Source organism: Microlunatus kandeliicorticis (assembly GCF_014137855.1).
GTDB classification, from domain to species: domain Bacteria; phylum Actinomycetota; class Actinomycetes; order Propionibacteriales; family Propionibacteriaceae; genus Microlunatus; species Microlunatus kandeliicorticis.
Map to the genome: position 1 here is coordinate 1,041,890 of NZ_JACGWT010000001.1, position 21,089 is coordinate 1,062,978.

At 75.3% G+C, this 21,089-nt stretch carries 20 protein-coding genes; 9 read left to right on the top strand and 11 right to left on the bottom strand.

Features of this window, described 5'->3' with window-relative positions:
* The first annotated feature begins 11 nt into the window (after positions 1 to 11).
* From FHX74_RS04605 to FHX74_RS20985, 6 genes are read left to right on the top strand one after another with little or no spacing between them, the layout of a single operon-like run.
* Positions 12 to 1,265, top strand: coding sequence for an acyl-CoA dehydrogenase family protein (locus FHX74_RS04605; protein ID WP_182558841.1), 1,254 nt, complete (start codon positions 12 to 14; stop codon positions 1,263 to 1,265).
* Positions 1,262 to 2,851 carry an acyl-CoA carboxylase subunit beta gene (locus tag FHX74_RS04610; RefSeq protein ID WP_182558842.1) on the top strand — a complete coding sequence of 530 codons (1,590 nt, stop codon included), beginning with the start codon at positions 1,262 to 1,264 and terminating at the stop codon, positions 2,849 to 2,851. The genes FHX74_RS04605 and FHX74_RS04610 overlap by 4 nt, the downstream gene beginning before the upstream one ends.
* Positions 2,852 to 2,868: 17 nt before the next feature.
* The gene (locus FHX74_RS04615) at positions 2,869 to 3,264 is read left to right on the top strand and encodes a hypothetical protein (RefSeq protein WP_182558843.1); all 396 of its coding nucleotides are present in this window, start codon (positions 2,869 to 2,871) and stop codon (positions 3,262 to 3,264) included.
* Between the two features lie 35 nt (positions 3,265 to 3,299).
* Positions 3,300 to 4,064 carry an SDR family oxidoreductase gene (locus tag FHX74_RS04620; RefSeq protein WP_328823616.1) on the top strand — a complete coding sequence of 255 codons (765 nt, stop codon included), beginning with the start codon at positions 3,300 to 3,302 and terminating at the stop codon, positions 4,062 to 4,064.
* 37 nt (positions 4,065 to 4,101) lie between these two features.
* Entirely contained in the window at positions 4,102 to 4,710 is a 609-nt protein-coding gene (locus FHX74_RS04625; protein WP_182558844.1) for a cyclodeaminase/cyclohydrolase family protein, read from the top strand.
* On the top strand, positions 4,707 to 5,639 hold the full coding sequence (locus FHX74_RS20985) for a bifunctional methylenetetrahydrofolate dehydrogenase/methenyltetrahydrofolate cyclohydrolase (protein ID WP_182558845.1): 933 nt from the start codon (positions 4,707 to 4,709) through the stop codon (positions 5,637 to 5,639). Before FHX74_RS04625 ends, FHX74_RS20985 begins: the two co-directional genes overlap by 4 nt.
* A gap of 55 nt (positions 5,640 to 5,694) precedes the next feature.
* Here the strand turns inward: FHX74_RS20985 and FHX74_RS04635 are convergent, their stop codons facing one another.
* From FHX74_RS04635 to FHX74_RS04650, 4 genes are read right to left on the bottom strand one after another with little or no spacing between them, the layout of a single operon-like run.
* On the bottom strand, positions 5,695 to 6,501 hold the full coding sequence (locus FHX74_RS04635) for a sugar phosphate isomerase/epimerase family protein (RefSeq protein WP_182558846.1): 807 nt from the start codon (positions 6,499 to 6,501) through the stop codon (positions 5,695 to 5,697).
* 42 nt (positions 6,502 to 6,543) lie between these two features.
* Positions 6,544 to 7,299 (bottom strand): decaprenylphospho-beta-D-erythro-pentofuranosid-2-ulose 2-reductase, encoded by a 756-nt coding sequence (locus FHX74_RS04640; protein ID WP_182558847.1) that lies wholly within the window; start codon positions 7,297 to 7,299, stop codon positions 6,544 to 6,546.
* Positions 7,300 to 7,315: 16 nt separating this feature from the next.
* Entirely contained in the window at positions 7,316 to 8,782 is a 1,467-nt protein-coding gene (locus FHX74_RS04645; RefSeq protein WP_328823617.1) for an FAD-binding oxidoreductase, read from the bottom strand.
* Positions 8,783 to 8,784: 2 nt separating this feature from the next.
* Positions 8,785 to 9,720: a decaprenyl-phosphate phosphoribosyltransferase gene (locus FHX74_RS04650; protein WP_182558848.1), complete on the bottom strand. Its 936-nt coding sequence runs from the start codon at positions 9,718 to 9,720 to the stop codon at positions 8,785 to 8,787.
* A gap of 245 nt (positions 9,721 to 9,965) precedes the next feature.
* Here FHX74_RS04650 and FHX74_RS04655 point away from each other — a divergent pair, with 245 nt between their 5' ends.
* Complete coding sequence (locus tag FHX74_RS04655) at positions 9,966 to 10,418, top strand: hypothetical protein (RefSeq protein ID WP_182558849.1); 453 nt, start codon at positions 9,966 to 9,968, stop codon at positions 10,416 to 10,418.
* A gap of 7 nt (positions 10,419 to 10,425) precedes the next feature.
* Positions 10,426 to 11,685, top strand: coding sequence for an Nramp family divalent metal transporter (locus FHX74_RS04660; protein WP_182558850.1), 1,260 nt, complete (start codon positions 10,426 to 10,428; stop codon positions 11,683 to 11,685).
* A gap of 33 nt (positions 11,686 to 11,718) precedes the next feature.
* Here the strand turns inward: FHX74_RS04660 and FHX74_RS04665 are convergent, their stop codons facing one another.
* Genes FHX74_RS04665 through FHX74_RS04675 form a run of 3 tightly spaced genes read right to left on the bottom strand, consistent with a single transcriptional unit; the run spans position 11,719 to position 15,563 of the window.
* Positions 11,719 to 12,348, bottom strand: coding sequence for a Maf family protein (locus tag FHX74_RS04665; protein WP_328823618.1), 630 nt, complete (start codon positions 12,346 to 12,348; stop codon positions 11,719 to 11,721).
* Entirely contained in the window at positions 12,345 to 14,075 is a 1,731-nt protein-coding gene (locus FHX74_RS04670; RefSeq protein WP_182558851.1) for a DUF885 domain-containing protein, read from the bottom strand. Before FHX74_RS04670 ends, FHX74_RS04665 begins: the two co-directional genes overlap by 4 nt.
* A gap of 54 nt (positions 14,076 to 14,129) precedes the next feature.
* Positions 14,130 to 15,563, bottom strand: coding sequence for a carboxyl transferase domain-containing protein (locus tag FHX74_RS04675; protein ID WP_182558852.1), 1,434 nt, complete (start codon positions 15,561 to 15,563; stop codon positions 14,130 to 14,132).
* Between the two features lie 41 nt (positions 15,564 to 15,604).
* Between FHX74_RS04675 and FHX74_RS04680 the strand changes: the two genes are divergently transcribed.
* Positions 15,605 to 16,438 (top strand): biotin--[acetyl-CoA-carboxylase] ligase, encoded by an 834-nt coding sequence (locus FHX74_RS04680; RefSeq protein WP_182558853.1) that lies wholly within the window; start codon positions 15,605 to 15,607, stop codon positions 16,436 to 16,438.
* A gap of 58 nt (positions 16,439 to 16,496) precedes the next feature.
* Here FHX74_RS04680 and FHX74_RS04685 read toward each other — a convergent pair whose 3' ends face one another.
* The 4 genes from FHX74_RS04685 to FHX74_RS04700 form a co-directional block, all read right to left on the bottom strand.
* On the bottom strand, positions 16,497 to 17,045 hold the full coding sequence (locus FHX74_RS04685; RefSeq protein ID WP_182558854.1) for a copper resistance CopC family protein: 549 nt from the start codon (positions 17,043 to 17,045) through the stop codon (positions 16,497 to 16,499).
* Positions 17,042 to 17,968 (bottom strand): YcnI family copper-binding membrane protein, encoded by a 927-nt coding sequence (locus tag FHX74_RS04690; protein ID WP_182558855.1) that lies wholly within the window; start codon positions 17,966 to 17,968, stop codon positions 17,042 to 17,044. Before FHX74_RS04690 ends, FHX74_RS04685 begins: the two co-directional genes overlap by 4 nt.
* 63 nt (positions 17,969 to 18,031) lie before the next feature.
* Entirely contained in the window at positions 18,032 to 18,820 is a 789-nt protein-coding gene (locus FHX74_RS04695; protein ID WP_182558856.1) for a hypothetical protein, read from the bottom strand.
* Positions 18,817 to 21,009 carry a cytochrome c oxidase assembly protein gene (locus FHX74_RS04700; protein WP_182558857.1) on the bottom strand — a complete coding sequence of 731 codons (2,193 nt, stop codon included), beginning with the start codon at positions 21,007 to 21,009 and terminating at the stop codon, positions 18,817 to 18,819. Before FHX74_RS04700 ends, FHX74_RS04695 begins: the two co-directional genes overlap by 4 nt.
* Positions 21,010 to 21,089: the final 80 nt, after the last annotated feature.

Here is a 21,089-nt window from a genome sequence, read left to right on the forward strand (position 1 = left end):
GGGAGGACGACGTGGCGGGCGACCCGGTACGCACAGCACAGACCCGACGGAGGACACCGGCCCGGGCGGTCCCCGGGTCGTTCCGGCTCGACGAGGACCACGAGGACCTGCGGGCGGTGGTCGCCGACTTCGCGGCGGCCGAGATCGCCCCGCACGCCGCCGCGTGGGACCGCGAGCACGTCTTCCCGGTCGACGTGGTCCGGCGGATGGGCGAGCTCGGGCTGTTCGGGCTGTCGGCCCCCGAGGAGTACGGCGGCGCCGGCGACCTCACCGGCCTCTGCGTCGCGGTCGAGGAGATCGGCCGGGTCGACCAGTCGCTCGGCATCACCCTCGAGGCCGCGGTCGGGCTGGGGATCACCCCGATCGCCCGCTACGGCACCGAGGAGCAGAAGCAGCGCTGGCTGCCCGACCTGGTGGCCGGGCGGGCCCTGGCGGCCTTCGCGCTGACCGAGGCCGACGGCGGCTCCGACGCCGGCGCGCTGCGGACCACCGCCACTCTCGTCGACGGGCACTGGACGCTGGCCGGCAGCAAGCAGTTCATCACCAACTCGGGCACCGCGCTCACGTCGGTGATCAGCGTCGCGGCCCGCACCGGACGGCACCCCGACGGCCGGCCGGAGGTCTCGACCCTGCTGGTGCCGGCCGGGACGCCCGGCCTGGTCGTCGGCCCCGCCTACGACAAGCTCGGCTGGCACGCGTCGGACACCCACCCGCTGGTGCTCGAGGGCGCCCGGGTGCCGCAGGACCACCTGCTCGGCACCCGCGGGCGCGGGATGGCCCAGTTCCTCTCCACCCTCGACGACGGCCGGGTGGCGGTGGCGGCGCTCGCGCTCGGCTGCATCCGGGCCTGCCGCGACCTGGCTCTCGACCACGCCGGCACCCGGACCGCCTTCGGCGGCCCGATCGGCGCCAAGCAGGGAGTGGCCTTCCCGATCGCCGATCTCGACGTGATGGCCCGCACCGCCCACCTGATGGTCTATGCCGCGGCCGCGCTCCGCGACGACGCCACCGCCGGGCGGATCGCCGAGGACGCCCGGTTCCGGGCCGAGTACAGCCGGGCCGCGGCGGCCGCCAAGCTGCACGCCACCGAGGCCGCCGTCACCGCCACCCGGGTCGCCGCCCAGGTGTTCGGCGGCTACGGCTTCGTCGAGGAGTACCCGATCGCCCGCTTCTACCGGGACGCCAAGATCCTTGAGATCGGTGAGGGCACCTCGGAGATCCAACGGCTGGTGATCGCTCGCGGCCTCGGGCTGCCGGTCGCATGACCGGCGGCCCGAACGACAGCGGCGAGGGCGGTCCGACCGGGGTGCCGCGGCCGACCGACGCCGAGCGGTGGGCCGCCGCGCGCGCCGCGACCGACGCCCCGAGCCCGCGGGCCGCGGTTCGGCTGGCCGAGCAGGGCAAGCTCTGGGTCCGCGACCGGATCGCCCTGCTGGTCGACCCGGGCAGCTTCGTCGAGGACGGCCGGCTGGCCAACGCCGTGGCCACCCTCGACGGGGCCGGGCTGCCCGCCGACGGGGTGGTCACCGGACGCGGGCTGGTGGACGGGCGGCCGGCGCTGGTGGTGGCCAACGACCCGGGCGTCAAGGCCGGCTCCTGGGGTGCCCGCACCGTGGAGAAGATCATCCGGGTCACCGAGACCGCGCTCCGCGAGGAGCTGCCGGTCTTCTGGCTGATCGACTCGGCCGGAGCCCGGATCACCGACCAGATCGAGCTGTTCCCCGGCCGACGGGGCGCCGGGCGGATCTTCGCCAACCAGGTCGCGCTCTCGGGCAAGGTGCCGCAGATCTGCTGCCTGTTCGGGCCGAGCGCGGCGGGCGGCGCCTACATCCCGGCGTTCTGCGACCTGGTGATCATGGTCGAGGCGAACGCGTCGATGTACCTGGGGTCGCCGCGGATGGCCGAGATGGTGGTGGGAGAGAAGGTCGGGTTGACCGAGATGGGCGGCGCCCGGATGCACGCCGAGGTGTCCGGCTGCGGCGACCAGCTGGCCGTCGACGACGAGGACGCCATCACCCAGGCCCGGCAGTTCTTCGGCTACCTCCCGACCAGCTGGCGGCAGCCGCCGCCGGTGTTCGACCCGACCCCTCCGGCCGTCGACTTCACCGACGACCTGGTGCCGGCCGACGAGGGCGTCGGTTACGACGTCCACACCGTGATCGACGCGGTGCTCGACGCCGACAGCTTCGTCGAGGTCAAGCCGCTCTTCGCCCCCGAGCTGGTGGTCGGGCTCGGGCTGCTCGACGGCCACCCGGTCGGCGTGCTGGCCAACCAGCCGGCGGTCAAGGGCGGGGTGCTGTTCGTCGACTCCGCCGACAAGGCCGCCCGGTTCATCTGGTTCTGCGACGCGTTCGGCCTGCCGCTGCTCTACCTGGCCGACGTCCCCGGGTTCATGATCGGCAGCGCGGTGGAGCGGCAGGGGATCATCCGGCACGGCGCGAAGATGATCACCGCGGTGGCCGAGGCGACGGTCCCGACGGTCTCGGTGATCGTCCGCAAGGCCTACGGCGCAGGGTTGTACGCGATGTGCGGCCCGGGCTTCGGCCCCGACGCCTGTCTGGCCCTGCCCACCGCGCGGATCGCGGTGATGGGTCCGGAGGCCGCGGTGAACGCGGTCTGGGCGAACAAGATCGCCGCGATCGACGACCCGGACGAGCGGTCGCAGTTCGTCAGCGACCGGCGCCGCGCGTACGAGACCGACCTCGACCTGCTCCGGCTGGCCTCCGACCTGGTGATCGACGCTGTGGTCGAGCCCGCCGACCTGCGGGGCGAGCTGATCGTCCGGTACGCGGCGGCGGGGGGCAAGGACCGCAGCCGGCCGGCCAAGCGGCACGGCGTCCCCCCGGTCTGAGCCGGCCGGATAACCGGTTGTCCGCACGCCGGCCGGACGCGACGATGATGATCATGATCCCGTCGGACTGGCTGCCGCACCGGCGCGAGAGCGACGACGAGCTCGTCGGCTATCTCGCGCCCGTCGGCGACGACTTCCTGCCGCTCACCGTCTTCGGCTACCCGCTCGGGGTCGCCGCGGACTACCTCGACGCCGCGGCGCTGCTCGAGGCGGAGGGGATGGCCTGCCTGGCCGAGTACTGGTGGTTCGAGCCGGCGGCGGTCGGCCGCGGCGGCGACGGCTACCGGGTGCGGATCCACGAGGCGACCCCGGACCGGCTGACCGTGGTGGTCGACGACTTCGGCGTCGGGGCGGACCTCGGCACCCGGGTCGACCTGCCGGTCCCGGTGACCGCCGGACTGACCCGGCTCTGAGCCGGCCGGGCGACCGCTGCGGCAGAATCGGGCCGGTGCAGACCTCGGCGATGTTCGACCTGACCGGACGGGTGGCCGCGGTCACCGGGAGCAGCCGCGGGATCGGCCGGGCGATCGCCCGCGGGCTGGCCGAGGCCGGCGCCGACGTCGCGCTGCTGCAGCGCAGCACCGAGGACACCGGGTTCCGCGACGAGCTGCGGGCGCTCGGCCGGCGGTGCGAGCTGGTCCGCTGCGACGTGGCGGACAACGACCAGGTGCGCGGGGTCGTTCCGGAGGTGGTCGACCGGTTCGGCACCCTCGACGTGCTGGTGCCCTCGGCCGGGGTGCAGCACCGCGAGCCGTCGGTCGACTTCGTGGAGGACGCCTGGGACCACGTGCTTCAGGTCAACCTCAAGAGCGTCTGGCTGCTGGCCCAGGCCGCCGGCCGGGTGATGGTCCCGCGCGGCTCGGGCAAGATCGTCCTGATCGCCTCGGTGACCACCTTCCAGGGCGGCTTCACCGTGCCCGCCTACGCCGCGGCCAAGGGCGCGGTCGGTCAGCTGACCAAGGCGCTGGCCAACGAGTGGGCCGCCGCCGGGGTCAACGTCAACGCGCTGGTGCCCGGCTACGTCGCCACCGACATGAACGCCGCGCTGCTGGCCGACGAGACCCGGAACCGGCAGATCTCCGAGCGGATCCCGGCCGGCCGGTGGGCCACCCCGGAGGACTTCGTCGGTCCCGCGGTGTTCCTGGCCTCGGACGCCTCGGCCTACGTCCACGGTCACCTGCTGGCCGTCGACGGCGGCTGGCTGGGACGCTGAGCGGCCGGGCGCCGGGTTCCGGTTAGGCTCCGGCCGCGTGGGCACGAGTCTCTGGTCGTCGACCGCGACCGATCTGCTGACCCGGACGGCGTCGGCCGATCCGACCCCCGGGGGCGGTTCGGTCGCCGCGCTGTCCGGAGCGTTCGGGATCGCGCTGCTGCAGATGGCGGTGGCCGTCACCGACGACCCCGACCTCGAGCAGCACGCCGCCCGGCTCGCCGCGCTGCGGGCCGAGGTGGAGCCGGCCGCCGACGAGGACGTCGCCGTCTTCGACGCGCTGATGGCGGCCTACCGGCTCCCGCGTGACGACGAGGGCGCCCGCGCCACCCGGACCGCAGCGGTGACCGGCGCCACCGTCGCCGCCACCGACGCGCCCCTGCGGCTCGCCGAGACGCTCGCCGCCGCCCGGGCGCTGTCGTTCGTGCTCGAACCGCTCGTCAAGCGCGGCATCCGCAGCGACGTGCTCGCCGGTCGCGACCTGATCGAGGGGGCGGTGCGCGCCGCCGTCCGGACCGCCGACATCAACCTGACCGCCCTCGAGCGGACCGGCGCCGACCAGGCGCCCGCGTTCCGGGACCGGCGTGACGCGGTGCTCGCCGGGCTGGACCCGGCCCCGGTGCCGGCCGGCGAGGGGAGCGGGGTGTGACCGCCCGGGTGCTCGACCCGGCCACGGTGGCCGAGGCCTACCGCGAGGAGGTCCGCGCCGACGTGGGTGCGCTGGCCGGGGCCGGACGCCGGCTGCGGGTGGTCGGGCTGCTCGGCCGGACCGACGGGCCGGCCGCCACCTACGCCCGGTACGCCCGCCGCGGCTGCCGCGCGGTGGGCATCGACTTCGACCTGCGGCACGTCGGCCCGGCCGAGGTCGAGGGCGCCATCGCCGCGGCGAACGTCGAGCCCGACACCGACGGGGTGTTCCTCTACTACCCGCTCGACAACCCGGCCGGGGACCGCTGGCTCCGCGAGCTCGTCGACCCGCGCAAGGACGTCGAGGGACTGCACTCGTTCTGGAGCCGGCTGCTCTACGAGAACCAGCGCTACCTCGACCCCGACCGGACCCAGCGGGCGATCCTGCCCTGCACGCCGCTGGCGATCCTCAAGCTGCTCCAGCACGCCGGGATGGCCGGGCGCCCGGCGGAGCAGAGCACCGACGCGGTGGCGCCGCTCGAGGGACTGACCGCCTGCGTGATCAACCGGAGCGACCTGGTCGGCCGGCCGCTGGCGGCGATGCTGGCCAACGACGGCGCCCTGGTGCACTCGCTGGACGTCACCGGCAGCGTGGTCTTCGAGCCCGCGATCGGCCGGCACACCCACGACGTCCGCGAGTCCGGCGTCGGGCGGGCCGAGGCGCTGGCCGCCGCCGACGTGGTGATCTCCGCGGTGCCGGCCGCCGACTTCACCCGGATCCGCGGCGAGGAGATCAAGCCCGGGGCGATCTGCGTCAACGTGGCCGAGCGCGCCAACTTCGACGACAGCGCGCTCGACGTGGCCGGGGTGTTCGTCCCGCGGGTCGGCCCGCTCACCGTCACCATGGCGACCCGCAACCTGGTCCGGCTGGCCGGGCTCGGGCTGCGCTGACCCGGACCCGAGGGGAAAGCCGGGAGCAGAGCGGGGACCGGGGTGGCGCTCGGGCTCAGAGCCCCTGGGCGGCCCACCAGGTGGTCCCGGCGGCCAGCGCCTCGGCCAGCGGCGGCGCCTCGGGGTGCCACTTGAGCTCGTACTCCAGGCTGTACCAGCCGGGGTAGCCGTCGGCCTCGAGCGCCCGGACGATCGCGGCCACCGGTACGTCGCCGTCGCCGAGGAACAGCGGGACCTGCCCGGGCCGCTCGTCCTTGATCTGGACGTGGGCGAGGTGCGGGCGCAGCCGGTCGAGGGTGTCGGTCCAGGCCTCGCCGCCCTTGGGCGGGTGGGCCAGGTCCCAGATCGCCCGCACCCGCGGGTGGTCGACCGCGGCGAGCACCCGGGCCACGTCGGCGCCGGTGCGGTGCGAATCGTGGGTCTCCAGCCACAGCTCCACGCCGTCGGGCAGCCGGTCGGCGGCGGCGCGGAGCCGCCGGACCATCGCCTGCTCGCGCTCGGCGTGCTCGGCCGTGCCGGGGTCGGCGGCGGCGCCCGGGAACACCCGGACCGCCGGCGCGCCGAGGGCGACCGCGAGCTCGGCCTCGGCCACCGCGGCGGCCACCACCGCGTCGTCGTCGAGGTCCGGGCTGCCGCTGCGGACGTAGGAGTTGGTGGCCAGCACGGTCACCCCGGCCAGTGCCTCGCGGGCGGCGGCGACCGCCTCCGCGTCCATCCCGACGTGCACCGGTTCGTCGTCCGCGCTGCGCAGCTCGACCCCGCGCCAGCCGCTGCGGACCGCGAGCGCGGCCACCTCGGTGAGCGGGGCCCCGGGGATGCCGAGGGTGGTGAAGGCGAGCCGGTCGACGGTGGGGCTGGTCACCGTCGCCAACCTACCGAGGGTGGTCGGGGCTCGGGATCCCGGTCAGATCGGCAGCTTGCGGAACAGCGGCCGCGGCACGTGCCGCAGCCCCGACATCACGCCGCGCATGGCGGTCGGGACCCAGATCAGCTCGCGGCGCGCGCGGACCGCGGCGACGGTCGCCTCGGCGACCTGTTCGGCGGTGACCGACAGCGGGGCGGCGTCCATCCCGTCGGTCATCTTGGTCCGGACGAAGCCGGGCCGGACCACGGTCACCGAGACCCCGGTGTCGCGGAGCGCCTCGCCGAGCCCGAGGAAGAAGCCGTCGAAGCCGGCCTTGGTCGAGCCGTAGACGAAGTTCGAGCGGCGCACCCGCTCGCCGGCCACGCTGGACAGGGCGACGATCCGGCCGTGGCCCTGGGCCTTGAGCCGGTCGGCCAGCAGCACGCCGAGGTGCACCGGGGCGGCGTAGTTGACCTCGGCCAGCTCGAGCGCGTGCTCGGCGTCGGTCCAGGCCCGCTCGGCGTCGCCGAGCAAGCCGAACGCGACCACCGCGACGTCGACGTCCCCGCCGGCGAACGCCTGCTCGATCGTCGCCGCGTGGCTGGCGTGGTCGCGGGCGTCGAGGTCGACCTCGGTGACCGTGCAGCCGTGCCCGCTCAACCGCTGGGCAGCCGCGGTCCGGCGCTCGCCGGGCCGGGCGGCCAGCACCACCCGCAGCGGGCGGTGCGCCGCGTAGCGCTCGGCGATGGCCAGGGCGATGTCCGAGGTGCCGCCGAGCAGCAGCAGCGACTGGGGCGCGCCGAGCGCGTCGATCACGGGGTTCTCCTTCGGGTCAGACGAGGTCGAGCCGACGGGCCAGGTCGGAGGTGAAGACGGCGTTCGGGTCGAGCCGGCGGCGGACGGCCATGAAGTCGTCGAGCCGCGGGTACATCTGCCGGAACGTCGCGGCGCTCAGCCGGGAGTCCTTGGCCAGGTAGATCCGGCCGCCGACCGACAGCACCTGCTCGTCGAGCCGGTCGCAGAGCCGGTCCAGGCCCGGTTCGATCGGCAGGTCGACGGCCAGCGTCCAGCCCGGCGTCGGGAACGAGAGCGGGCCGGGGTTCGCGGCGCCGAACCGCTTGAGCACGTTGAGGCAGGACACGTGTCCGGAGGTGGCGATCAGCTCGACGCACCGGGCGAAGGTGTCCTCGGCGCCGAACGGCACCACGAACTGGTACTGCAGGAAGCCGTTCGGGCCGTAGAGCCGGTTCCACTCGCTGACGATGTCGAGCGGGTGGAAGAACTGGGTGATGTTCTGGATCTCGCCGACCCGGTGCTTGGGCGCCTTGCGGTACCAGAACTCGCTGAACGCCTTGCCGGTCGCCTTGTTGACCAGCCGGTTGGGGAAGATCGCCGGGATGGTCCCGAACGAGGGGGCCTTGAACTCGAGCGCCCGGGGCCGCAGCTTGGCCGGCAGATCGGCCAGCTTCGCGGCCCGGCCGCGGGTGAGCACGGCCCGGCCGAGGTGCTTGCCGGTGCTGACCGCGTCGAACCAGGCCACCGAGTAGGTGTAGTTCTCGTCGCCGGTGGCCATCGCGGTCATCAGCTCGTCGAGGTCGGCGGTGCGGTCGGTGTCGACGCTGAAGTAGGCGGTCTCGGCCCGCTTGAGCTCGAGCACGGCGCTGAGCACGACGCCGGTCAGCCCCATCCCGCCGACGGTGGCCCAGAAGGCGGCGTTGTCGTCGGGGTCGGCGCTGTCGGGGCTGAGGTCGAGCACCCGGCCGTCGGCGACCAGCAGCCGCAGCGAGCGGACGTGGTTGCCGAAGCTGCCCTCGGTGTGGTGGTTCTTGCCGTGGACGTCGGCCGCGATCGCCCCGCCGATGGTGACCTGCCGGGTCCCGGGCAGCACCGGCACCCACAGACCGAACGGCAGCAGCGCCTTCATCAGCTTGTCGAGGCTGACGCCGGCCTGGACGTCGACGGTCGGCGGGTCGGCCTCGGCGTCGACGTGCAGGATCCGGTTCAGCGTGGTCAGGTCGAGGGCCGTGCCGCCGGCGTTCTGCGCGGCGTCGCCGTAGCTGCGGCCGAGCCCGCGCGGGGTGACCCCGCGGGCGGCGTACCCGCCGGACTCGGCCTGGCGCAGCGCGGACACCGCACCGGCGACCGAGTCGATGCTGGCGACGTGCGCGCGGCTGGCGTTGGCCCGGCCCCAGCCGTGCAGCGGGGTGAGCTGGTCGGGGACCAGCGGCAGCTCCGGGGCGGGCGGGGTGGGCCGGATCGACGGCACCTGCGTGCCGACGGTCTCGGGGAAGTCGCTCACGGTCAGGCTCCTGTCTGCTGGCGACCGGTGAAGACGGCGACGGCGATCAGCACCAGCCAGATCAGCCCGAAGATCTGCAGCACCCGGTCGCGGAGCACCACGTCCTCGGGTTCGCCGGCGTTGCCGGCGTCGACGTCCATCGCGTAGCGGAGCAGACCGAGCGTGAACGGTGCGATGGAGATCGCGGTCCAGCCGATCCCGAACGCGCCCCGGCTGAGGTTCTCGAACGCCCAGAGGCTGTAGCTGATCAGCACCATCGCGGCGGCCAGCATCCAGGCGAACCGCAGGTAGGACTCGGAGTAGCGGGCCAGCGACCGGCGGGTGCCGGCCTCGGCGCCGAGGCTGAGCATCTCGGAGTAGCGCTTGCCCGCCACCATGAACAGTGAGCCGAACGACGCGACGAGCAGGAACCACTGGCTGAGCGCGAGGTCGTTGGCCACGCCGCCGGCCACCGCGCGGAGCAGGAAGCCGCTCGAGACCATGGCCAGGTCGATCACCGGCTGGTGCTTGAGGAAGGTCGAGTAGATGATCTGCAGGCCGAGGTAGACGGCCAGGGTGATGCCGAGCTCGACCGAGGTGGCGAACCCGATGGCGAACCCGGCGACCCCGACGATGCCGGCCAGCACCCAGGCCGCACTGATCCGCAGCTCACCGGCCGGGATCGGCCGCAGCCGCTTCTTCGGGTGGAGCCGGTCCTCCTCGATGTCGCGGATGTCGTTGATCAGGTAGACGCACCCGCTGATCAGGCAGAACGCCACGAAGGCGAGCGCGGAGTCGAGCAGCACGGCGGGCCGGAAGAGCACCCCGGCGGCCAGCGGGACGGTCAGCACCAGCACGTTCTTGATCCACTGGCGCGGACGCAGGGCGCGGACGGCCGCGGGCACCCGGGACCGCCGGACGGCGGTGCCGGACTCGGGCTCGGCGGATTGCACAACCATGACCCGACGAGGTTATCGGGGTGGACGGGTCCGCCGCGATTCGACGCGACCGCGCTGGCTCCGTCCTCAGTGTGGTCCTGCCGTGTGGTCGTGCAGTGTGGTGATGCGGTGTGGTCCTGCCGTGTGGTCGTGCCGTGTGGTGGCCCGGCCCGCTCGGGTCGGCGTCTGGCTGAGCGGCGGCCGGACCCGGCCGTCCCAGCCCGTACCGTGGGCGCGTGCGGTGGGAGCGCGAGCGGGGACGCGGGATGGCGACGGCCGTCGCCGTCGCCGTCGCCGGCACGGCTCTCGCGCTCTCCGGCTGCGCGGGCACGCCGATCGGTGCCCGCACCACGCCGACCCCGCAGCCCTCCGGGCCGAGCACGGCCGCGGTCTCGCCCAGCGCGATCCCCGACTGCGGGGTGACGCTGGCCTCGCTCGGGTTCACGAACGGGCCGCGGCTGGCCTTCACCGTCCCGCGGGACAGCTACGTCACCGCGGCCTCCGACCAGGCCGGCCTGGTCACCGTGGTGTTCGCGGCACCCACAGCCGACGACGTCTACGAATACCTGCTCGTGGCACTGCCGAAGACCGGGTTCACCGTCACCGCGCGGCACGCGGACCCGACCACGCCCGCGCTCGCGTTCACCGGGCAGGGCTGGACCGGCGAGTTCACCGGCAACGGCACCACCTCCGCGATCACCCTGCGCCCGGTCGGCTGAGGCCGCGATGACCGTCACCCGCGAGCCGTCCACCGCGACCCGGCCCGGACGCGCCGCACTCGACCGGCTCCGGCTGCTCGGCCCGGCGTTCGTGGCGGCCATCGCCTACGTCGACCCGGGCAACGTGGCCACCAACACCGCCGCCGGCGCCGGGTTCGGCTATCTACTGCTCTGGGTGCTGGTCGGCGCCACCGTGATGGCCGGGTTGGTCCAGTACCTGTCGGCCAAGGTCGGGCTGCTCACCGGGCGGTCGCTGCCCGAGCTGGTCGGGCAGCGGAACCGCCGCGGCGCCCGGGTGGCCTACTGGCTGCAGGCCGAGGCGGTGGCGATGGCCACCGACCTGGCCGAGGTGGTCGGCGGCAGCGTCGCGCTCCAGCTCCTGTTCGGGCTGCCGCCGGTCGCCGGGGCGGTGGTCGTCGTGGTGGTCTCGACCACCCTGCTGCTGGCCCAGGACCGGCTCGGGCAGCGGACGTTCGAACGGGTGATCACCGGTCTGCTCGGCATCGTCACCCTCGGGTTCCTGGCCGGGCTGGTGTTCTCCCCGCCCGATCCGGTCGGGGTCGCGTCCGGTCTGCTGCCGCGGCTGGAGGGCACCGACAGCGTGCTGCTGGCGGTCGGCATCCTCGGCGCCACGGTGATGCCGCACGCGATCTACCTGCACTCGGCGCTGGTCCGCGACCGGCACGGCAGCCTCGACGCGGCGGGGGTGCGCCGGCTGCTGCCCGCCGTCCGGCTCGACGTGGTGCTGGCCATGCTGGTGGCCGGCGGGGTCAACGTCGGGATGCTGCTGCTGGCCGCCGACGCGCTGTCCGGACGTCCGGAGGCGGTGGCCGCGGCGGACGGGCTGCAGGCCGCCCACGCGGCGATCGGCGCGGTGCTCGGGCCGGTCATCGCCACCTGCTTCGCCCTCGCCCTGCTGGCCTCCGGGCTGGCCTCCACCTCGGTCGGCGGCTACGCCGGTGCGGTGATCATGAGCGGGCTGCTGCACCGGCGGCTGCCGGTGCTGGTCCGCCGGCTGGTCACCGCGGTGCCGGCGCTGGTGCTGCTGGCGGTCGGGCTCGACCCGACCCGGATGCTGATCATCAGCCAGGTGGTGCTGTCCTTCGGGCTGCCGTTCGCGCTGGTCCCGCTGATCAGGATCGCGGGCGACCGGAGGCTGCTGGCGGCGGCGCCGACCCGCCGGGTCACCCTCGGGCTCGGCTGGTTGGTGGTCGGGCTGGTCTCGCTGCTCAACGTCGCGCTGATCGTCCTCACCGTCGTCGGCTGAGCGCGCCCCGGACGGCGGTCGTCGGCCGCCGGGTCAGGAGGCGGGGCGGGCCCAGAGGTCGGGCCAGTCCAGCCCGAGCTCGCCGACCAGGGCCCGCAGCAGCGGCAGGCTGATCCCGACGACGTTGTGCGGGTCGCCCTCGATCCCGGTGACGAAGGCGCCACCCAGCCCGTCCAGGGTGAAGGCGCCGGCCACCACCAGCGGTTCGCCGGTGGCCACGTAGGCCTCGATCTCGGCGTCGGTGAGGTCGGCGAAGTGGACGGTGGTCGCGGCGGCCCGTCCGACCCGGCGCACGTCGCCGCCCTCGACCAGCAGCAGCCGGTGGCCGGTGTGGAGCACCCCGGACCGACCGCGCATCCGCCGCCACCGCTCGGTGGCCACCGCGGCGGTGTGCGGCTTGCCGAAGACCTCGCCGTCGAGCTCGAGCACCGAGTCGCAGCCGATCACCAGGGCCGGGCCGGCACCGACCCGCGGCAGCACGGCGTCGGCCTTGAGCTCGGCCAGCTGCTGGGCCAGCTCGGCGGGGACGGTGGTGGTCACCACGGTCTCGTCGACCCCGGAGACGATCACCTCCGGGTCCAGCCCGGCGGACCGCAGCGTGGCCAGCCGGGCCGGCGAGGCGGAGCCGAGGACGACCCGGAGCCGGGACCCGGCCGGGATCACAACCGGGCCAGCGCGCGGCGCAGCGGGTCGAGCCCCATCGGGCCGAGGTTGAGCGCGTCGGCGTGGAACTGCCGCAGGTCGAACGCGTCGCCCTGGCGGGCCTGCGTCTCGGCGCGCGCCTCGAGCCAGATCCGCTCGCCGATCTTGTAGCTCGGCGCCTGGCCCGGCCAGCCGAGGTAGCGGTCGACCTCGAACCGCAGCGTCGGCTCGTCGGTGGAGGTGTGGGCCATGATGAACTCGAGCCCGGCCTGCGGGGTCCACCGCTCACCCGGGCGGAAACCGAGGTGGTTGTCGGCGGGGATGGGCAGCTGCAAATGCATGCCGATGTCGATGATCACCCGGATGGCCCGGAACGCCTGCGCGTCGAGCATCCCCATCTTGTTGCCGGGGTCGTCGAGATAGCCGAGGTCGTCCATCAGCCGCTCGGCGTAGAGCGCCCACCCCTCGCCGTGCCCGGAGACCCAGCAGAGCTGCCGCTGCCAGCGGTTGAACAGGTCCGCCCGATAGGCGTTCTGGGCGACCTGGAGGTGGTGACCGGGGACGCCCTCGTGGTAGACGGTGGTCACCTCCTTCCAGGTGGAGAAGGTGTCGATGCCCTCCGGCACCGCCCACCACATCCGGCCCGGGCGGGAGAAGTCCTCGGTGGGGCCGGTGTAGTAGATCGCCCCGTCGTGGGTGGGGGCCAGGCAGCACTCGATCTTGCGGATCGGCTCCGGGATGTCGAAGTGGGTGCCCGACAGATCGGCCAGCGCACGGTCGGCGAGCCCCTGCATCCAGTCGCGGAAGGCCTCGGCGCTGGCGATCCGGCGCTGCGGGTCGGCGTCGAGCGCGGCCCAGGCGGCGTGGATGTCGTCGCTGCCGGTGAGCTCGCGGGCGATCCGCCGCTGCTGGTCCTGCAGCCGCCGCAGCTCCTCCCAGCCCCACTGGTAGGTCTCGAGCAGGTCCACCGCGGCGCCGAGGAAGTAGCGGCTGTTGAGGGCGTAGCGCTCCTCGCCGACCGCGTCGAGACTCGGCGCCTTGGGGGCGAGATCGTCGGTCAGCCAGCGGCCGAAGTCGGCGAACGCGGTCCGCGCGGTGTCGGCGGCCTCCCGCAGCTCGGCCCCGACCTCGTCGGCGTACTCCGCGGGCAGGCCGTCCACGAGCCCGGCGAAGAAGTCGTCGCTGCCGGACTGCCCGGTCCAGGACCGGATCTGCTCGACGGTGCCGTTGATCTGCCGGACGGCCGAGACGTTGCCGTCCTGCGCCTCGGCGGCGAGCGTCTCGCGGACCTGGCCGAGCGGGGTGCCGATCTCGCGCAGCCGGGTGGCGACGTGGTGCCACGCCTCGGCGCTGTCGGTCGGCATCAGGTCGAAGATCGAGCGGATCTCCTGCGCGGCACCGGCGATCACGCTGACCCGGCTGGTGCTGATCCGCGCGTCGTAGAGCTCACCGGCCAGCCCAAGCCGTTCGAGCATCGCCTCCTTGGCGGTGTTCTCGCGCTCGTCGGTGGGTGCGGCGGCGACCAGGGCGGCGACCGTCCGGCGGTCGAGATCGGCCAGCGCCGCGTGCCCCTCGGGGCTGTAGTCGCTCCAGCGGTCGTCGTGACCGGGGACGCCGAGCAGAGTGGCCAGCTCGGGCTGCAGGGCGATCAGGTCGTCGACGTAGCGGTCGGCGATGGCGTCGATCGGACGCGCGGCGGCGTCGGTGTGCTGCTCGGACCCGGACGTCCCGGACTGCGGTTCGGACACGGCTCCGACCCTAGCCGAACGCCCCGGTCCGGCCCCCGACGGTGGAGGCCCGGTTCAGCCCTCGTCGGTGGTCGACGGCCGGGCCCCGGTGACGGCGCGTCGCCAGTGCCGGCTCCAGCCGTCCGGCCCCGCCGTGTGGCCAGGGTCGTGGCCGGGCGGGTGATCGCGGGTGTCGCCGGCGGAGTCGTCGACGGGCTCTCCGGATCGGGTCGCGGCGAGCACGGTGATCAGCGCGGCCAGCTCGGCGTCGTCCGGGTGGCCGCGGACCGCGACCGGCCCGGCCGCGGCCACCTGAGTCGCGGCCGCCTGAGCCGCGGGGGCAGGGGTCGCGGGCGGAGGGGTCGCGGGGGCAGGAGCCGGGGGACCGCCCGGTGGGGCGAGGACGCCGGTCCGGTCGGATCCCGGGCCGGGGCCGGCCGCGAGCGCGTCGATGATCATCGCCCGGGTCTCCGCGGTCGTCGGGTCGTCGGACCGGTCGAGCACACGGGCGCCGAGCCCGACCCCGCCGAGCAGCGCGGCCGCCGGACCCTCCGCGGTCGCGGTGATCACCGTGACGCGGGGGACGGTGGCGGTCGCGTGCGCCGTGGCCAGCTCGGCGGCGGCGCGGACGATCCCACCCCACTCCTCGCGGGCCTCCGGGACCAGCCCGACGGAGTCGACCGAGCTGATCACCGGCAGCCCCAGCCGGTCGCACAGCCGAAGGAAGCGGGTGGTCGTGCCGAGGGCGTCGAGGTCGAGGGCGCCGCCACGGTGTGCCGGGTCCGAGGCGATCGCGCCGACGGCGCGACCGTCGATCCGGCCGAACCCGGTGATCACCGCGGCTGCGTGGTCGGGCCGCAGCTCGACCAGGGTGGCGTCGTCGAGCAGCGCGGCGAGCGTCGCCCGACCGTCGGTCCCGGCCGGTGGGAGCGGCTCGTCGGGATCGGGATCGGGGGGCGGAGGGGCGTCGGCGTTGGTGGTGACCGCGATCAGCTCGCGGACGAGCGCGACAGCGGCGTCCTGGTCGGGGACCCGGTGGGCCAGACCGGTCAGGGTGGCGTGGGTGCGGGCCCCGGCCAGCGCGTCCGCGTCGAGGGCGTCCCCGGTGGCGAGCGCCACCGTGGCCGGCGGGCTGGCCCACAGCCGGGACCCGTCGACCATGATCACCAGGTCGGCGGCCGCGGCGGCGAAGGCGGCGGGGCCGCCGACGCTGCCGGTGACCACCACGATCCGCAGGACCGCGCCCGCGCGGGCCCACGCGCCGAGCAGCAGGGTCGGGCCCGGCCCGGGGTCCTCGCCCGGATCCAGATCCCCGAACCAGCCGACCACCGGCGTCCGCTCCGCGCCGGCCCTGTCGACCAGCGCGGCGGCCCGCTCCTGGTCCCGAGCCGACGACGACCCCTCGAGCGCGACGAGCGCCACCGGGCGTCCGTCGACCGTGCCGAAGCCGGACGGTCCCGCCCCGGCGTCGAGCAACCCGGCGGGTCCGCCGGCTGGGGTCGCGGCCATGGGCGGCAGCCTAGGCCGCAGGCCCGGGTAGGGTCGCCGCGGTGGAGGCACCCGCATCAGGTCCGGCCCCGCTCGACGGCCGACGGCTGGCCGCGCTGGTCACCGGCGGTCGCTGGCAGCGGGTCGGCGTGGTCGAGCAGACCGGGTCGACCAACGCCGACCTGGCCGCCGCCGCCCGTGCCGGTGCCCCCGACGGGATCGTGCTGGCCACCGGCTACCAGTCCGGCGGTCGCGGTCGGCTCAACCGCCGCTGGACCGCGCCGCCCGGGACCAGCCTCGCGCTCTCGATGCTGCTCCGGCCGGGGCCGGGCACGCTCGCGCGGTGGTCGTGGCTGCCGCTGTTGACCGGGCTGGCGGTCGCCGAGAGCCTGCGTCGCGCGGCCGAGGTGCCGGCGTTGCTCAAGTGGCCCAACGACGTCCTGGTCGGGGACCGCAAGCTCTGCGGCATCCTCGCCGAACGGATCGACACCCCGACCGGGCCGGCCTGCGTGATCGGCGTCGGGATCAACACCGACCTGACCGAGGAACAGCTGCCGGTCCCGTGGGCGACCTCGCTCGCGCTGCTCGGCGCCCGCACCCGGGACCAGACCGTGGTCGCGGCGACGGTGCTCCGCGCGTTCGAGCTGCTCTACGCCGAGTGGCTCGACGCCCCGGCGGCCCGCCGGGACGGCTCGGCCGCGGCAGTCGACGCCGCCTTCGCCGCCGCCTACCTGAACCGGTGCTCGACCGTCGGACGGGAAGTGCGGGTGGTGCTCGGCCCGGACGAGTCGGTCACCGGCCGGGCCGAGGCGATCGACGCCGACGGCCGGCTGGTGGTGCGGACGCCGACCGGCACCCGCGCGTTCTCGGCCGGCGACGTCGTCCACCTGCGCTGACGCCGCGGCCCGACCGGATCGCTCGGGTCGCGGCGTCCGAGGTCAGCAGCGCCCGGGCTCAGCCGCGACGGCGTCGCCGCCGGAGCAGCACCGCGGTCGGTAGACCGATCAGCACCAGCACCGCGACGACCACCAGCACGGTCCGCAGCGGTGAGCCGTCGCTCGGACCAGTGGTCGGACCGGCCGCCGTCGGGCGCCCGGTGCCGCCGCCCGCCGCCGAGGCGGTGAACCCGAACTGCCCCGAGACCGGGTGCCCGTCGGCCGAGGTGACCCGCCAGTCGACGGTGTAGGCCCCGGCCGGCGCGTCGGCGGCCACCGCCTGCCGCACGGTGTTGTCGACCAACCGCGGCGCGCCCGAGGACACGTCGCCGCCCGGCCCGCGGACCACCACCTGGGTCCCCATGGCCAGCGCAGGCTCGTCGAAGGTGAGCACCACCTCGGCGGGCACCGCGCCGACGCTGGCCCGGTCGGCGGGCGCGGTGGACTGGAGGACGTCGTGCGCCGACGCGCTCGGCAGACGGAGCCCGGCGGTCAGCAGCAGGATGGCGGCCAGCAACGCGACCACCAGCGCGCCGGTGCGGGCCGGGCGACCCGGTCGGCCGCTCACCCGCGGGCTCGCGTGCGGGCCAACGCGATCCCGCCGAGCACCGCCCCGACCAGCCCGAGCCCGGCCCCGGTGGCGCCGAGCGTGAGACCGGCGCCGGACGTCCCTGCCGCGGCGGTCGTGGGCTGCGTCCCGGTCGACGCCCCGGTTGACCCGTGCCCCGAGGAGCCCTCGCTCGATCCAGGTGAGGCCGCACCGGTGGCCGGCCCCGAGGTCGACCCCGCGCCGTGGTCGTCGCCCCCGGCCGTGGCGGCCCCGACCGCCACGGTCGGCGCCGGGTACTCGGGCTCCTCGCCCGAGGCGGGGGTCGGCTGGTTCCAGCGGACGACCCTGCCGTCGGAGTAGGTCTGGGTGGCCGGGAAGGAGAGCGTGGTCCCGGCCGCGGGCAGCGGCGAGACCATGATCGCGAACTGCTGGTACTCACCCGGCCCGACCTGTTGGCCCTCGCTCGCCGTCCAGGTGACGGTGCGCACGGCCTTGGTCAGCGTGGTGCCGCCGACGTCGACCGGTGAGGGCAGGGTCGCCTCGTTGACGCTGACGTCCCAGCCGGCCACCGGTCTGGCGCTCACGTAGAGGAACGGGTGGTCCTGCGGCAGGGTCACCGAGACCTCGGTGGTGCCGGCGTTCTCGGACTCGGTGGGCACGGTGAAGGTCAGCTGGCTCGAGCCGCCGGCGGTGGGGTGGTCGGCCTCGACGTGGACGTGGGCCGAGGCGGGCAGCGCGCCGGCCAGCCAGAGCGCGGCGGCGGCCAGATCGCCGAGGGCGACCCGGACCCCGACGCGACGAAGCGCGCGCCGACGGACCGGGCGACGGGCCGGGCGACGGACCTGGCGAGCGCGCGGCGTGCGGCCGGGCGGGCCGGCGGTCGGCCCGGCGTGGGGAGTGGCTGGGGAAGCGGTCGGGTGGGCGGACGTGGACGTGGACATGCGCAGAACTCCTGGGTTCGACGAGCGACGGGACGCAGGCGGAGCCGCCGGCGCCCGTACGGGTCAGCCGGTGGCCAGGAGGACGTGCGGAGGAGCCCGTCCGCCGACGCGGACGAGGGCCGCCGTGCCGGCGGCGCGGAGGCGGAGCGGGACGGCCGGCCGCACCGGTCGCGGGCGTCGGCGACCGAGGCGTCCGGCGGCCGCGACGATCCGGTCGACGACGACGTCGGCGACCCGTTCGGCCACCCGCCAGAGCAGGCGCTCGCCGCGGGCCAGCAGCCAGGCGGTGACCAGCGTGGCGACGAGGTGGGCGAGCAGCATCGGCGCCATCGCGGCCAGCATCGAACCGGTCGCGCCGGCGCCCGTCCCACTGGCCGTCCAGACACCCGCCGAGCCGATCCCGGACGCGTGCAGCTGCGGGGCGAGGCAGGCCCCCGTGGCGGTCAGCGCACCGGGCATCCCAGGCATCCCGGGCATCCCGGCCGTGCTCGCCCCGCCGGCGGCGCCGTGACCGACGGCGGGCACGCACTCGGAGCCGGCGGCGAGGGAGAACACGAGGTGCAGACCGGCCTGCTGGACCAGCAGCACGACCACCAGCAGGGGGAGCCGGAGTCGCCGGGCGGTCAGCACGACCGCGGCGGTGCCGACGAACGCGGTCAGCGCGGCCAGCAACCACCACGGCGGCAGCACACCGCCGCCGAGCCGGTGCGCGGCACAGGCCAGAGCCATCGAGGAGCCGCCGAGGGCGGCCACCCGGAGCGCGCGGCGGCGGCCGTGGAGTGGCGCGCCGAGGTCGTCGGACCCCGGACCGTGACCCGAGGGGGCCGGTCGCTCGGCGCGCCTCGGCGTCACCGACGACCCCGGTCGGAGCCGGCCGGTCCGGCGACCCGGCCCTCGGCCCCGTCCTGAGCGCCGCCGTGTCCGGCGGCAGTCTCGGTACGGACGTCGGTCCCGGCCTCGGCTGCCTCCCGGGCTGCATCCTGGGCCGGGGCCTCTGCAGTCGTCTCGGTCGCCCGCGCGCCGTCCGGGTTGGACCGCAGGCGCCCGGACCGGCTGGCCAGCTCGGCCAGCTGCGCGTTGTAGCGGGCGAGGTCGGCGTCGCCGTCGCGGTCGGCCTTGCGGTCGTACTGGCGGGTCCGGCGGCCGTCGCTGCGTACCCAGGAGACCAAGAGGGCCAGCCCGAGCAGCAGCGACGGGATGTCGCCGAGCCCCCAGGCCAGCGCACCACCGGTCTGCTGGTCGGCCAGCAGGGCGGCCTGGTCGGTCCTGCCGAGCGCCGCCCACCAGTCCGGGGCGAGCAGCTCGGCGGAGCCCATCAGCGACAACCCGAAGAAGGCGTGCACGGCGAGGGTGCCGAGCAGCAGCAGCATCCGCAGCGGGTACGACGGTCGCGACGGCCCCGGGTCGGGACCGGCCAGCGACCAGATGAACAGGTAGCCGGTGCCGAGGAAGTGCAGGGTCATCAGCGTGTGGCCGGTGTGGGTGAACAGGGCCAGCTGGAACAGGTCGGTGTAGTAGAAGACCACCAGCCCGCCGACGAACAGCGCGGCGGCGACCAGCGGGTGGCCCAGCACCCGCAGCGGCCGGGAGTGGATGAGCCGGAGCAGGGTCTCGCGCGGGCCGAGGCTCCCGTCGGTCCGTGCCCGGAGCGCCCGGAGGGCCAGCGTGACCGGCGCTCCGAAGACCAGCGGCATCGGGACCAGCACCATCAGCGCCATGTGCTGGAGCATGTGCGCGCTGAAGGTGAGCATCCCGTAGACCGCGATGCCGCCGCTGGTCACGTAGGCCAGCAGCAGGCACCCGCCGAGCCAGCTGATCGTCCGGCCGATCGGCCAGGTCACGCCGCGGCGACGCAGCCGGACGACGGCGGCCAGGTAGAACCCGGCGCCGGCCACCGCCGCCAGCAGCCAGAGCGTCTCCGGGTACCAGACGGTCAGGTAGCGCAGCGGCGTCGCGGGCGGCGGCGCGGGATAGCTGAGCAGCGCGACGTACCGGTCGGTCGACTCGGTCGCCCCGACCGGCGGTGCGGAGCGGGAGAGCGCGACGGCCAGGCCGAGGGTCGCGCCCATCAGCAGCACCTCCACCGCGGCCAGCCGTCGGAACGCGCCCGGCGCGGTGCCGATCGCCGGCAGCGTCCGGCGTCGGTGCAGCCAGCCGGCCACCCCGAGCAGCACCAGCGCGAGCGCCTTGCCCAGCACCAGCAGCCCGTAGCCTCCGGCCAACGCGGTGACCGACCAGCCGAGCCGCAGGCCGGCGTTGATCACCCCGGACAGGGCGACCAGCGCGAAGCACCCGCCGGCCAGCGTCGAGTACCGCGCGGCGACGGCCGGGAGGTCACGACCGAGCCGGCGTGAGGTGAGCACCAGCGCGCCGAGCCCGCCGACCCACACGACCACGCCGACCAGGTGGAGGGCCAGGCTGTCGACGGCGTTCATGTGGTCGCGCGCACCGCCCGCGTGGCCGGCCAGCGACAGCGGCAGCAGCGCGAGCACCGCGAAGACGGCCGCCCAGGCGACCGCGACCACCCGGGTGGCCAGCACCGCGAGGTTGATCACCACGAGCACGGCCAGCACGCTGACGCCGAGCGCGCGGCCGAGGTCGACCTGGGTCAGGAACGACAGCAGCGTGGTGGTGAAGCCCGGGCCGCCCGGCGGGATCCCCGAGACGTCGGAGGTGGTGAGCACCAGCACGCCGAGCGCGGCGAACAGCCAGACCGCCGCGCTGGTCACCGCGAGCTTGAGCACCGCCTGCCGGGTCCCGACCAGCCGGTCCGGCTCGCTCCGGCGGGCCGGCGGCAGCAGGAAGGCGCAGACCAGCAACAGCCCCACGGTGAGCGAGGCGGCGCCGTCGTGCACCGCGCGGAGTGCCGGCAGACCGACGCGGACGACCACGCCGGGGTCGAGCAACCCGCGGGCGGGAGCGCCGAGCTGACCGGTGAGGCCGAGCACCAGCAGCGTGACGAGCACCGACAGCGCCCCGGCGAGCAGCACCGGCCGGTAACCGGCGCGGGTGTCCGCGCCGGCCTCGGTGGTGGTGCTCATCGTCCCGTCCTCACTCGACCCTCGTTCGCTCTGCGCTGCGGCCGCCCTCGCCCGGCTCCCGCCCGGCCCCGGGCGGTCCC